Here is a 13,743-nt window from a genome sequence, read left to right on the forward strand (position 1 = left end):
GAGTAGAAACATTAAGATATGACCATATTCTTTAGGTAGGCAACCGACTTCACCATTACAATTGAAGAATGGTTCTCTAAGCCAAGAAATAGGGAAATAGACGATATTTGTCAGAACTAGTCCGATCATTCCAATAAAACCCATCGATACTTCGCAAGCAAGGGGGATGCTGATCAGTAATAACCATAATTTAAAATTCATTTTAGTTGTTTATGTGCTGTAGATAATTAGAGATCATTTTAAATACTTTATTCTTTTTATTTCATATTTTTACATTAATTTATACGATTTCTCTCGTTAAATGCTTTGTCATGTATCGCTTCCGTTTTTGCTTATTTTTAGCATACTGTTTGGATCAAACAACGATAGCGTTAAGTTATCAGTAAAACTGTTATTAAAGTTAAACAAACAGCATGTATTTAGATGATTGCAAAAGGGTTTCCCTAAAATCACAAAAATAATTATAGGTATTTTATGAATTTATAGTCAATTAGGACAAAATCTTAGCCCAATTAACAGCTTTTGATTCAATCTTGATGATAATTCCATTACAATTATGGCGTTTTAAAAATTCACGCCCAGTATAGATATTAAATTAGAGGACGTAACTGTGAGCAAAGACACTATTGTTGCCCTACACGCAGAACATCAAGGCCGTTGGAAAAACCGTGAAGAAATCGCGGAACGCATGATTGCTTTGATTGGTCAATTATACCGTGAGAAAAATATTGTTGTTTCTGTTTACGGTCGTTCTTTAATAAACCGTTCAGTGATTCAAATTTTAAAATCACATCGCCGTACACGTATGCTTGATGTAGAACTTTCAGTTGTTCATACCTTCCCAATTTTGGAAGCGTTAATGAAAATTGAAAACATTGGTTCTGCTGAAGTTGATATCGGTAAACTTGCTGTTGAATATAAAAACCAAGGTGGTGATGTAGACGCTTTTGTTGCAAAAGCAGTTGAATCAATTGAAGGTAAAGCTAAAGCAGAACAGCCTAAAGATGTCGTTCTTTACGGTTTTGGTCGTATCGGTCGTATCTTAGCGCGCTTAATCATCAGCCAATCTGGTTTAGGTCGTGGTTTAAGCCTTAAAGCGATTGTAGTTCGTAAATCATCTGACGGTGACTTGGCAAAACGTGCTTCATTATTACGTCGTGACTCTATTCACGGTACTTTTGATGGTACGATTTCTGTTGATGAAGAAAATGAAGCAATCATTGCAAATGGTCAATTCATTAAAGTGATCTACGCTTCAAGCCCAAGCGAAGTGGATTACACTGCTTACGGTATTGAAAATGCGCTTTTGATCGACAATACCGGTAAATGGCGTGATGCTGAAGGTCTAAGCCAACACTTGAAATGTGCAGGTATTGCACGTGTAGTATTGACTGCACCAAGTAAAGGCGAGATGAAAAACGTTGTATTTGGCGTAAACAACTCAGACATCTTAGATGAAGACAAAATCATCTCTGCTGCAAGCTGTACGACCAATGCAATTACACCTGTATTAAAAGTTTTAGATGACAAGTACAAAGTATTAAATGGTCATGTTGAAACAGTCCACTCATTCACTAATGACCAAAACTTAATTGATAACTACCACAAGGCTGACCGTCGTGGTCGTGCTGCGACATTAAACATGGTTATCACTGAAACAGGTGCGGCTAAAGCGGTTGCGAAAGCATTACCAGGTCTTAAAGGTAAGTTAACAGGTAACTCTGTACGTGTTCCTACACCAAACGTTTCACTTGCAATCTTGAACTTAAACTTAGAGAAAGAAGTTGATCGTGAAGAAGTGAACGAATACATTCGTCAAATCTCGATTAATTCTAGCCTACAAGGTCAAATTGGTTATACAAACTCTACTGAAGTTGTATCAAGTGACTTTATTGGTTCACGTACTGCAGGCGTGTTTGATGCGCAAGCAACAATCACTTCTGGTACACGTTTAACAGCATATGTTTGGTACGATAACGAAGTTGGTTATAGCTGCCAAGTATTACGTATTGCTGAACAAATGTGCGGCGTAAGCTATACAAAAATTCCAGCTGAAACAAATGCGTAATTTGTAAAAGCGGTAAAAAGGGGCTTACATTAAGCTCCTTTTTTATGCTTATTTGAATCTAAGTGATTGTGTTTTAATTTACCGTATGTTTAATTGTGTTTCTAATAAATAAAAGTGCTTCATAATGAAAAAATATATATTTGCTATTTTAGCAATAAGCTTTGCCATGCATGTACAGGCAAATCCTCAAACTTTTGATTTAACGCCAGTTTTACAAGATCGTTATGAAAAAGATTGTGCAGTGCGTCATGATTATGACTTATATAAATTTCCTGATATTTCTAAAAAACTACAAGCCTATGTGGTCAGTCATGAACTGGAAGAAGAGCCCGCTGTAGTCAGTAATATATTTACATTGAAGAATGTAGAATATCGTGGGATACCTGTCAGTAAGATTGAGTTTTCTTATGGAAATATGGCTAAGCAAATGAATCAAGCTTTATATTTCGATCTTTCAACCGCAAAAGCGAAGCAGAATTTTAGTAAAATTCAATTTAAGCGTAAGCAAACTAAAGCAGATGCCAGTCTGGATATAGCGAAAGAAGGAAGCACAACGTCTGTATATTGCTCTTGGACAGATCAAAAATTCTAAAATGAATTATTTTTGAGCTTGGATTTGGAAAAGCCATTCATTATTTTTGAATGTGTAGGTATTCGTTCGTAATTTTAACTATACAAATAAAGGCTGAACAGCTCACGCGAATAATTGAAAATAACTGCAAGGGAAGATCATTTATTAAGGATATGCCATTGTTGCAGTTGAAACGTTTATTCAAAGATAAAAAGGGGAATCTTTTAAACTACGATGTCTTAGTGCAGTTTATTACGATATTTGTATAATTTTGCATGATTGAATGGATTTACAAAGCGACTTTGATAATTTGAATCGTTGCGTGTAACCATATGTTTCACCTAAGTTTTTAGTGTTTTTTAAATCGAAAGGTGTATTTGCTGCTTTTTCTATTCGAGAATTTTATTAAAATGTGGCAGAATAGTCCGCTTTTAAGATTTTAGAGGATTGGCACATGCGCTTTGTTGATGAAGCAGTCATAACCGTAGAGGCTGGCGACGGTGGCAATGGCGTAGCCAGTTTTCGCCGTGAAAAATTTGTCCCTTTTGGTGGTCCAGATGGTGGGGATGGGGGACGTGGCGGAAGTGTTTATATTCAAGCCGATGATGACACAGGTACGCTCGTAGATTATCGTTATACACGTCGATTCCGTGCTGAACGTGGTAAAAATGGTCGTGGTGCGAACTGTTCAGGTCGTGGTGGTGAAGATATTATTCTAAAAGTACCTGTAGGTACAACGATTGTAGATACTGAATCGGGTGACATTATTGGTGACTTAGTTGCCGATGGTCAACGTGTTAAAGTTGCCAATGGCGGTGATGGTGGTTTAGGTAACACACACTTTAAATCTTCAACGAATCGTTCTCCACGTAAATGTACTCATGGTATCAAAGGTGAATATCGTGAAGTGCGTTTAGAGTTAAAAGTGTTGGCTGATGTTGGTTTGTTGGGTATGCCAAATGCGGGTAAATCAACGTTTATTCGTGCGGTGAGCGCGGCTAAACCAAAAGTTGCAGATTATCCATTTACGACTATGATCCCGAACCTAGGCGTAGTCGATGCTGATCGTCATCGTTCTTTCGTCATGGCGGATATTCCTGGTTTGATTGAAGGTGCAGCAGAAGGTGCAGGTCTTGGGATTCGTTTCCTGAAGCATTTGGCACGTACACGTATACTTTTGCATATTGTTGATGTTCAGCCAATTGATGGTTCTGATCCAGCGCACAACGCTAAAGCAATTTTAGGTGAATTAGATAAATTCTCTCCAACATTGGCAAAACTTCCAATTGTTCTAGTACTCAATAAACTTGATCAAATTGAAGACGAGTCAAGAGACGAATGGTGTCAACATATTCTTGATGAATTACAGTGGAAAGGCCCTGTCTTTAAAACTTCTGGTCTAATGTCAGAAGGGACCAAAGAAGTGGTTTATTACTTAATGGATCAAATCGAGCAACAGCGTGAGCGTGAAGTCGAAGATCCTGAGTATGCAGCAGAGATGAAAGCATTCCGTGAACAGCTTGAAGCTGAAACACGTGAACAAACCATCGCAGCAAAAGAAGCTTATCGTGCTATGCGCAAAGCTCAGCGTGAAGCGGGCTTGGAAGACGATGAAGATGATTTTGAGGACGATGAGGATGAAGGCGACGTAGAAAGTATTTACGTTCGTGATTAGTGAACCGAGGAAAAAATGATAGAAGTGGTCGATGGGCAACGTCAGCTCAATGCGTGTAAACGAATCGTTGTTAAAATCGGATCATCTTTACTGACTGCAAATGGGCAAGGTTTAGATTTAAATGCAATTTCGCATTGGGCGAAACAAATTGCAGATCTACACAATGCTGGACATGAGATTATTCTGGTGTCTTCAGGTGCAGTTGCAGAAGGGATGGTACGCATGAAACTTGCGAGTCGACCCACTGATTTACCCAGTTTGCAAGCTTGTGCAGCTATTGGTCAAATGGGTTTGATTCATACATGGTCGAGTGTATTAGATCAGCATGGTATTCAAACAGCACAAGTCTTACTGACACATGACGATCTTGCAGATCGTCGTCGTTATCTCAACTCTTGTGATGCTTTGCAGAACTTGATTGATTGGCGTGTGATTCCTGTTATTAATGAAAATGATACAGTCTCGACCGATGAAATCCGTTTTGGTGATAATGACACTTTAGCTGCAATGGTAGCGGGACAGGTTCAAGCTGAGTTACTGATCATTTTGACGGATCAACAGGGGATGTTTGATTCAGATCCACGCAGTAATCCGAATGCCAAGCTATTTTCTTCAGTTCGTGCCTTAGATGACACGTTATTTGAAATGGCGGGCGGCGGTGGAGTCTTAGGTCGTGGTGGTATGGTGACTAAGGTTCGTGCTGCACGTCTTGCGGCTAAATCTGGTTGTCCAACCTTAATCGCGAGTGGTGAAAGTGACCATGTTTTGGCTCGTTTAATGGCGGGTGAAATGTTGGGTACTTTATTCACAACTGATAATGATCGTATGACAGCACATCAGCAATGGTTGGCAGCTCATTTGCAAACAGCAGGTCGTTTAGTGATTGATGATGGTGCTGTTGAAGCGATTAAACTTAAGCATCGTAGCTTATTACCTGTTGGTGTAAAAGCGATTGAAGGGCATTTTGATCGTGGTGACGTAGTTGAATGTGTTGATAAAACAGGTGCTCGTATTGCTGTAGGGCGTGTGAACTTTAGTTCTCGTTCGGCAGAAATGGTTAAAGGCTTACCTTCTGAAAAGGTTTACCAAGTTTTAGGTGAAGCACGTTCTTTAGAAATGATTCACCGTGACCACATGGCAATTTACTAAATATATTTTTCAGTTCCTGGATACTATAAAAGCTCGCTTCGGCGAGCTTTTTTATGTTTTTGATTCAATTAAAAGTCATGTGCTTTTTATTAAAAAATTACTGTAAACTAATCGCGATGTTTTTAGTGAGCCGAGCATGCGAAATTTACGACCAAACAGAATAAAAGGGGAAGAGATTCCTATTGAATTAAAAAAATGGTTGTATGCATCTGGTTCGCTGACACAGCAATTGACTGATCTAGGCAGTGGTGAATTTCATGTTGAACGTATTAAAGAGCACTACCAACGTTTAACTTTCACTGATAGTAAATGGATGAACATGCCAACACATCATATTGCATGGGTGCGAGAAACCAATCTTTATGGTAGTGAAACACAGGCATGGGTCAAAGCGAAAAGTATTTTTCCTATTCTAAGTTTGCAGAAAAAAGCACGATTATTTCGTCATATTCGTAATAAGCCAATCGGTTGGTTTTTGTTTCAACGGACTAATCCTGCTTGTGAGCGACGTGTGATTTATCTTGAAGAAGGTTGGACGAGGCAGAGTTGCTATACTTGGCATGGTTGTAAATTTATTGTGCAAGAGACCTTCTTGCCTGCATTTGAACAGTTTATTCGACAGCATTGACTCTAAGGATTCATCATGGAAACAGTGCAACACACAACATGGCGACAACGTTTAGAAGCCTATTATTATCTTTGCCGTTTTGATAAGCCGATTGGTACAGAACTGGTATTCTGGCCAACAATGTGGGCATTATGGATTGCATCAAAAGGCATACCAAATTTTAAGATTCTGTTTATTATGATTCTTGGTGTCATTTTTATGCGCGCAGCAGGTTGTGCGATTAATGATTTTGCGGATCGTAAGGTTGATGCGCATGTAGAGCGTACCAAGACACGTCCTTTAGCGACTGGAATAATCAGAGCAAGAGAGGCTATTTTTGTTTTCTTAGGTTTAGTCGTTGCAAGTGCAAGTCTATTATTTTTTCTACCGATTGAAACTTTTTATTGGTCATTTGGGGCATTATTTTTAGCGTTTATTTATCCTTTTATGAAACGCTATACTCATTTGCCTCAAGTCTTTTTAGGTGCAGCTTTTTCTTGGTCAATTCCAATGGCATATACGGCAGTTGGGCAAACACCTGATGTCACTTGCTGGCTTCTATATTTTGGAAATCTAGCATGGACAGTGGCATATGATACGCAATATGCAATGACTGACCGTGAATATGATTTGAAAATTGGTGTGAAATCTACTGCAATTTTATTTGGTCGTTATGATATACAAATTGTGGGATTATTGCAGGCGCTAAGTTTGGTATTGATTGGTGGGGCTTTATATCTAGAGAGTCTGTTATTTCCCTTCGGATTAATTACACTGGTTATTGTTGCAATTGATTTTGTTTATCAAGCTGCTAAAACCAAAGATCGTGATCCGCAAATCTGTTTTTGGGCATTTCGTCACAATAGATGGATTGGAATGATAATTTTTGTTGGAATCTTTTTGGAATTAATGCTTTAATATTACCAATTAGTTTAAAAGTGTCCTATACAGGGCACTTTTTTTATGCCTTAATAAGATGGCATGTGGTTTTATGCACAAAAATAAGACAAAGACGAAAGGGATATTTTATGAAACGGTCAAAAATTGCTTTGGCAATCACGTTCTCAATTTCTGCACTATTCTTAACAGCATGTAATGATAGTAATGATAGCTATTCTGGCATTAATCCAGATAAAACTTACCTCTCAGAAAGTAATTATTCTAAAGATACTTTGGATGAGGCTTCTTCAATAAAAGTGATGACCTATAAAATGGTCAATGTTCAGGGACGCAGTGCTAAAACTTCTGCAATAGTTCTATTTCCAAAAGTAGCTCAGCCTAAAGATGGGTATCGAGTCGTTGTTTGGGAGCATGGGACATTAGGCGTTGGAGATACTTGTGCACCTACAAATAATATTTTAGGGTCAAGATTTAAGGATCCATTGGCGAAAAGTTTGTTGGCAGAGGGATATGTGATTATTGCACCTGATTATGAAGGATTGGGAGAAGCAGGAATACATCCTTATTTACATCTAAAAAGCGAAGCTGATTCGGCAATAGCTGCGGTAAAGGCAGCTAAAGAGCGCTACGGTAGTCAGTTGAATGGTTCGTGGATGTCAGTAGGTCAATCTCAGGGAGGGCAAGCATCTTTGGGAACTGCTGAATATGCGAATGCTGACCTGAATTATAAGGGTGCTGTCGCTGGAGCGCCTGCATCTAGTTTGGATAAAATTATTTTTGAAGTTGCACCACCTGTATTAGCAGCAGCGGAAGAGAAAGAGCTTGCTGCAGGATTAACCCCATTACAACGTGCGAATGGGTCTATTGGTGCATATGCGACTTTATTGACTTATGCATCATTTGCTGCGGTTGGGATTAAAGCTGCTGATCCTAGATTTGATTATAGAGAAATCTTTAAAGATGATCGTTCGCGGAATCTGGCGGCTTTGGCCGAAGGCACAACCGGAGAAAATGGATTGTGTTTGAGTAGTGTTGATCCAGTGAATCATCCAGAGGATAGTTTACATTATCGTTTTGTATCTGATATCGTAGACTTTTTAGTTAAAAACCCGACTAAAAAATTAGTCGACTATCCAGGTCTAGACCAAGAGAAGTTTACAGCGAGTAAGGCAGTACAGCAATTTTTGAAAGATAGTCAACCTGGAACGAAGAAAATTAATACACCTGTATTAATTATTCAAGGAACCAAGGATATGAGTGTTCCATATACAGTTACTTATGAGATGTATCTTAAAATGAAAGCAGCGGGTACTGATGTGACATTACTATCAGTAGTCGATGCTTCTCATACAGAGGCTATCGTTAAGAAAAATGCAGAATTGGTCGCATTTATTAAAAAGTATATGGCTGCTCAATAAAGCATAATTAATATCAAGAGAGCCTCTTTGTAGAGGCTTTTTTTTGTTATATTGTCGCATTATTGATAGTTTCTGAGTTTGAATTACCGATGAGTCAACAACCTGTTGAAAAGAAGCCAGTACCTTGGTTATTAATGAGTTTAGGGCTTTTGATTCCAATCTTTATTATAGGCATCGCATTTCTAGCAGCTAAAAGTGATGCAGAAACGAAGAAAAAATACGATCAGCAACATGCTGAGATTGCGAAGAAGTTTGAGCAGCAGAAAATTGCTGAACAAGCAGCAAAAGCTGAATAATTTAACGCTCGTTTTTTATCGGATATCCATCTGTAATTGTTTTATAGATGGAATCTGAGAGTAACGCTGCACTTGATATCCGGCTTCTTGCAGCATTCGATCTCGTTTTTTGTCTTCTAACTCTTTGCCAAAATGACTGGGGTCATCGAGCTCAATAATGGCTAACACCTTCATTTCTTGGTCTAAGACTACAAAATCAGTAACTTTACGATTGAATTGACTACGGATTTTGTAGTGATCGCTGGTAATCAGTGCACTGAAGGCGACTTGAGCAAGTATGTGATAATGTGGGAAAGCTTGTTGTAGCCTTGTGAACATTTTAGATTCAAAAGATGTAATGACGGGGCGAGCGAAAAACTTCTGTTGTGGGAGAAAAGAGCGTACGCAACTTATTAAGAGTAGTAAGGTGCTAACGATCCCGATAAGCAAGAAGATAAATGAATTGGATTCAAACATATTTTTATCAAGGGGTGAATAAAAAACCCACTCTAATTGAGTGGGTTTTTAGAATTTGGCTCTCCAACCTGGGCTCGAACCAGGGACCTGCGGATTAACAGTCCGTCGCTCTACCGACTGAGCTATTGGAGAATCTGGGTAGCATTCTATGCATGTAGATAGTTTTGGTCAAGTGATTCGTAAGAAAAAATTTAAATATTGATTTAATTGTACTTTTTATCATCGTTTATATGGTTTCGGTCTATTTTATTATGGTTTAAGAGAAGATTTTTATAAAGAAAAAAGCCTATATCATCGAGATATAGGCTTTTTAGAATCTTGGCTCTTCCACCTGGGCTCGAACCAGGGACCTGCGGATTAACAGTCCGTCGCTCTACCGACTGAGCTATGGAAGAATAGTAGATTGGCTCTCCAACCTGGGCTCGAACCAGGGACCTGCGGATTAACAGTCCGTCGCTCTACCGACTGAGCTATTGGAGAATCTGATGCGCATTTTAGGCATGAAAAACTAATGCGTCAATAAGAATAATAAATAAAATGAATTGTTTGCTTGATAAATATGCTTTTAATTTTTTATATATAAAAAAACTGCCCAAAGTGGGCAGTTTTTATTCAAGAAATAAAATTATTTCTCAACACCTGCTGGTTGACCTGCAAGTTTTGCATTTGCATAGTCCCAGTTCACTAAGCTTTCTAAGAAAGTTGCGATGTATTTTGGACGTAAGTTACGGAAGTCGATGTAGTAAGCATGTTCCCAAACGTCAATTGTTAATACTGCAACTTGACCATGAGCAAGTGGAGTATCTGCATTTGCAGTTTTAGTAATTGATAATTTACCATTTACTTCGTCAGCAACTAACCAAGCCCAACCTGAACCGAATTGAGTGATTGCAGCGGCAGTGAATTCTTCTACAAATTTTTCATAGCTACCGAATGCTTCTTCAATTTTAGCTGCAATCGCACCAGTAGGTTTACCGCCACCATTTTGTTTCATACTGTTCCAGTAGAAAGTGTGGTTCCATACTTGTGCAGCATTGTTAAAGATACCTGCTTTAGAAGCATCACCAGCAGAAGCTTTGATGATTTCTTCTAAAGATTTACCTTCAAGATCAGTACCCTTGATTAAGTTATTCAAGTTAACAACATAAGTGTTGTGGTGTTTGTCGTGATGGTATTCTAAAGTTTCGCGAGTGATGTGTGGCGCTAGGTCATCATAGCCATACGGAAGTGCAGGTAAAGTAATGGTTGTCATGTTCCAATCCTTGCAAATTGCTGGGTTTTACTAAGTGCCTTTATTGTAAATGATTCTATAGACAATAGGGCAGTCTTTTAATACACAAAATATGCAAAAAATTTCGTTATGAGACATATACGATACAACAATGATTAGAGTTTTTAGTTTGTTTAGTGAACGTTCCAAAAGACTCTAATCAGTTTTTATAGGGATGCTGATCTCTAGGTTTAGCTGATGTGAAAACTACTGATCTTTAGTTTGTAATGCGTCATGATAACGGCGATTCACTTCATCCCAATTCACTACATTATAAAATGCAGCGATATATTCAGGGCGACGGTTTTGATATTTAAGGTAATATGCATGTTCCCATACATCCAAACCTAAAATAGGAGTATGTCCGTGCATAAGTGGAGAGTCTTGGTTACCACTACTTTCGACGACTAGTTTGTGTGCAGATGTTACACTGAGCCATGCCCAACCACTACCAAAACGGCTAATTGCCGCCTTGGTAAACGCTTCTTTAAAGGCATCAAAACCACCTAATTGTTGCTCAATCGCTTCGGCAATACTGCCTGTAGGTTGTCCGCCGCCTTGTGGACTCATGACTGTCCAAAATAATGAATGATTGGCATGCCCACCACCATTATTGATCACCATATTTTTAAGATCAGTAGGGACGTTATTCACTCTAGCAACGAGTTCTTCCACTGAAAGTTTTTCCCATTCTGTGCCTTCAATTGCACCATTAATATTATTGATATAGGTCTGATGGTGTTTGCTATGATGAATTTCCATCGTCCTAGTATCAAGATTAGGTTCAAGTGCATCATAAGCATAAGGAAGCGCAGGTAAAGAATAAGCCATGTATTTGATTCCTTTGTAATCAATGTGGTTTTATTGCGATGGATTGGAGCGCTTTTATTATTTATTTAAATGCAAATGATAATTAATAACTTTTTAATTTACTTTAATGTTGGTAAAACTAAATAAAAAATAAATTTTATTTATCATTTGTTTTATGTGGGATTGAATAGACTTGCTGGTGTGAAAGAGGAGATTTTTAGGAATGACTGGAAAGCATTTGAAATGCTACGAAGGGAAGAGTGAAATTATTTTCACTCTATTAAATGATTGAATTGAGTTAGATCGGATTGTTCAGCTCAAAATATACAGTTTCTATAGCAAATTGATCAGCAATCGCTTGTGCCAAACGTTGTACGCCATAGCGTTCAGTTGCGTGATGACCACAGGCAAAATAATGAACACCAAGTTCTTTAGCTTCATAAAAAGTACGTTCACTGACTTCACCTGAAATATAAGCATCACAATTTTCTTGTGCGGCTTTATTGATAAAATCTTGAGCACCACCTGTACAAAAACCTACTTTTTGGATTTGGGGTTTGTCGCTTGGTAAATGAATCACATTAAAATCAAAAATAGCCTGTAACTTTGCTTTGAATTGTTCAGGGCTAAGTGCATGCTCTAAATAAGCAATGTTTCCAATCGGATGTTTTTCAGATGAATCTAATGCTTCTAAGTTTTTTAAACTGATTAAATCAGCAATCGCTGCATTATTTCCGAGTACTGGGTGTGCATCTAAAGGTAAATGGTAGGCGATCAATGAAATATTATGTTGGATTAGTTTTTTGATGCGATTGCCACGCATGCCCGTGATTGGGTAGGGTTCGCCTTTCCAAAAATAGCCATGATGCACAAGCAAAACATCTGCTTGCTGACCGATTGCTGCATCGATTGCATCCTCAGATGCGGTGACGGCACAGACTATCTTTTTAATTTCTGACTTGCCTTCAATTTGTAAGCCATTTGGTGCGTAGTCTTTAAATTCATTTGTTTTTAAAGTTTGATTACACCATTGCACAATATCATGCAAATTTGCCATTTGATTCCTCAGTTGCTTGACATCTGTATCTTGGTATTAATAAAAACATATTTTTAAATGTAACTAAAGCTAGACAAAACTTTTTTAACTTTTACATAGATCTAAACTAATTTACTTTACAATAGATCAAAGTTGTTGTTCTTCAATAAATAAGTTTGCTCATAACATAATTTTGCCTAGAGGATAATAAACGTGCGCCGTGCATTTACATGGTTACCTTGGGTTTTACTCGTTGTTGTTATATTTAGTTTTCTGGCTTGGCAGAAATCACATCAGCCGAAACCAACAGTCGCTGCTGATGGCGTCAAAATGCCTGCTGAAAAGGTTGAACCTCTGATTGATACAACTCGAACAGGTGGTGTTGTTTCGTATAGTGCTGCCGTAAAAGTTGCTGCGCCTGCTGTGGTGAATATCTTTACCACTCAGAAAGTGAAACAGATGAATCATCCTTTGTTGAGTGATCCTGTATTTCGTGAATTTTTTGGTAATCAAGCCCCTCAACAGCCTCAAAATGAAAACAGTTTAGGTTCAGGCGTGATTGTGCGTGCAGATGGTTATATTTTAACAAATAACCATGTGATTGCGCAGGCTGAACATATTGTAGTGGCATTGCACGATGGTCGTCGTGCTGAAGCAAAAGTGATTGGTACAGATCCAGATACAGATTTAGCTGTGATTAAAATTGAGTTAGATAAACTTCCTGTTTTACCATTTAAACTCAGTGGTAATGAAGTAGGTGATGTTGTTCTTGCAATTGGTAATCCCTTTGGTGTTGGGCAAACGGTAACACAAGGGATTATTTCTGCGACAGGTCGCTCTGACTTGGGAATCAATACTTATGAAGACTTTATCCAAACAGATGCTGCAATTAATCCTGGTAACTCTGGTGGTGCATTGATTGATGTTGCGGGTAATTTAATTGGTGTGAATACTGCAATTTTTTCTCAATCGGGTGGTTCACTTGGGATTGGTTTTGCGATTCCTGCAAAAATCTGTCAGCAAGTTTTAAACTCAATTTTGAAAGATGGTCGTGTTGTCCGTGGTTGGTTAGGGATTAGTTTAATTCCAAATACCGTGGAGGATGATGTATTAGCTGCGAAACCGATTGGTGTAATTGTTGCGGATGTATTGCGTGATGGTCCAGCCGATGTTGCAGGCGTAAAACGTGGTGATAAAATCATTCAAGTCAATAATGAACAAATAACCTCAGCTTCACATTTGATTAACTACGTTGCATTACAAGCACCGCAAAGCATAATTAATGTCGTGGTTGAGCGTGGTGGTAAGCAGCAGACGCTACAAGTCAAAGTGGGGGAGCGTAAGGTGCAGCAGAATGCGCAATCACAATACATTCCATTACCTAAGCGGCAAGATTAATATGATCTTGTGATTGATTCAATTTGAATATGAAAGGCTACTTAGAATGTAGCCTTTTTATTTAGGAAAAGAAAAAAAGCTTGCTGATA

12 protein-coding genes, 3 tRNA genes and 1 pseudogene are annotated in these 13,743 nt (G+C 38.3%); 9 read left to right on the forward strand and 7 right to left on the reverse strand.

Annotation, left to right across the window (positions count from 1 at the left end):
• Positions 1 to 610: 610 nt before the first annotated feature.
• The 8 genes and pseudogenes from MMP60_RS05565 to MMP60_RS05600 form a co-directional block, all read left to right on the forward strand.
• A pseudogene (locus MMP60_RS05565) lies at positions 611 to 2,068 on the forward strand (glyceraldehyde-3-phosphate dehydrogenase); the annotation flags it as partial.
• A gap of 124 nt (positions 2,069 to 2,192) precedes the next feature.
• On the forward strand, positions 2,193 to 2,660 hold the full coding sequence (locus MMP60_RS05570) for a hypothetical protein (RefSeq protein ID WP_241335348.1): 468 nt from the start codon (positions 2,193 to 2,195) through the stop codon (positions 2,658 to 2,660).
• A gap of 433 nt (positions 2,661 to 3,093) precedes the next feature.
• Complete coding sequence (gene cgtA, locus MMP60_RS05575) at positions 3,094 to 4,314, forward strand: Obg family GTPase CgtA (protein WP_241335349.1); 1,221 nt, start codon at positions 3,094 to 3,096, stop codon at positions 4,312 to 4,314.
• Between the two features lie 15 nt (positions 4,315 to 4,329).
• Positions 4,330 to 5,463, forward strand: a complete 1,134-nt coding sequence (proB, locus tag MMP60_RS05580; RefSeq protein ID WP_241335350.1) for a glutamate 5-kinase — start codon at positions 4,330 to 4,332, stop codon at positions 5,461 to 5,463.
• A gap of 136 nt (positions 5,464 to 5,599) precedes the next feature.
• Positions 5,600 to 6,091, forward strand: coding sequence for a chorismate lyase (locus MMP60_RS05585; protein WP_241335351.1), 492 nt, complete (start codon positions 5,600 to 5,602; stop codon positions 6,089 to 6,091).
• 15 nt (positions 6,092 to 6,106) lie between these two features.
• Entirely contained in the window at positions 6,107 to 6,988 is an 882-nt protein-coding gene (ubiA, locus tag MMP60_RS05590; RefSeq protein ID WP_241335352.1) for a 4-hydroxybenzoate octaprenyltransferase, read from the forward strand.
• Between the two features lie 110 nt (positions 6,989 to 7,098).
• Positions 7,099 to 8,388: a prolyl oligopeptidase family serine peptidase gene (locus MMP60_RS05595; RefSeq protein WP_241335353.1), complete on the forward strand. Its 1,290-nt coding sequence runs from the start codon at positions 7,099 to 7,101 to the stop codon at positions 8,386 to 8,388.
• An 89-nt stretch (positions 8,389 to 8,477) separates the two neighbouring features.
• Positions 8,478 to 8,684: a hypothetical protein gene (locus tag MMP60_RS05600; RefSeq protein WP_241335354.1), complete on the forward strand. Its 207-nt coding sequence runs from the start codon at positions 8,478 to 8,480 to the stop codon at positions 8,682 to 8,684.
• 15 nt (positions 8,685 to 8,699) lie between these two features.
• Here MMP60_RS05600 and MMP60_RS05605 read toward each other — a convergent pair whose 3' ends face one another.
• The 7 genes from MMP60_RS05605 to MMP60_RS05635 all read right to left on the reverse strand — a co-directional run bounded on the left by MMP60_RS05605 (position 8,700) and on the right by MMP60_RS05635 (position 12,277).
• Positions 8,700 to 9,140 carry a DUF2726 domain-containing protein gene (locus MMP60_RS05605; protein ID WP_241335355.1) on the reverse strand — a complete coding sequence of 147 codons (441 nt, stop codon included), beginning with the start codon at positions 9,138 to 9,140 and terminating at the stop codon, positions 8,700 to 8,702.
• Between the two features lie 56 nt (positions 9,141 to 9,196).
• A tRNA-Asn gene (locus MMP60_RS05610) sits at positions 9,197 to 9,272 on the reverse strand.
• 187 nt (positions 9,273 to 9,459) lie between these two features.
• Positions 9,460 to 9,535: transfer RNA gene (locus MMP60_RS05615), tRNA-Asn, on the reverse strand.
• A 9-nt stretch (positions 9,536 to 9,544) separates the two neighbouring features.
• A tRNA-Asn gene (locus MMP60_RS05620) sits at positions 9,545 to 9,620 on the reverse strand.
• A 145-nt stretch (positions 9,621 to 9,765) separates the two neighbouring features.
• Positions 9,766 to 10,392: a superoxide dismutase gene (locus MMP60_RS05625; protein ID WP_241335356.1), complete on the reverse strand. Its 627-nt coding sequence runs from the start codon at positions 10,390 to 10,392 to the stop codon at positions 9,766 to 9,768.
• A 225-nt stretch (positions 10,393 to 10,617) separates the two neighbouring features.
• Positions 10,618 to 11,241 (reverse strand): superoxide dismutase, encoded by a 624-nt coding sequence (locus tag MMP60_RS05630; protein ID WP_241335357.1) that lies wholly within the window; start codon positions 11,239 to 11,241, stop codon positions 10,618 to 10,620.
• Between the two features lie 277 nt (positions 11,242 to 11,518).
• Positions 11,519 to 12,277, reverse strand: coding sequence for a Nif3-like dinuclear metal center hexameric protein (locus MMP60_RS05635; protein ID WP_241335358.1), 759 nt, complete (start codon positions 12,275 to 12,277; stop codon positions 11,519 to 11,521).
• A gap of 252 nt (positions 12,278 to 12,529) precedes the next feature.
• On the opposite strand from MMP60_RS05635, the gene MMP60_RS05640 reads away from it, so the two are divergent.
• Complete coding sequence (locus MMP60_RS05640) at positions 12,530 to 13,654, forward strand: trypsin-like peptidase domain-containing protein (RefSeq protein ID WP_277603686.1); 1,125 nt, start codon at positions 12,530 to 12,532, stop codon at positions 13,652 to 13,654.
• Positions 13,655 to 13,743: the final 89 nt, after the last annotated feature.

The sequence above is a fragment of the Acinetobacter sp. ANC 4805 genome (genome assembly GCF_022549495.1).
Lineage (GTDB): Bacteria > Pseudomonadota > Gammaproteobacteria > Pseudomonadales > Moraxellaceae > Acinetobacter.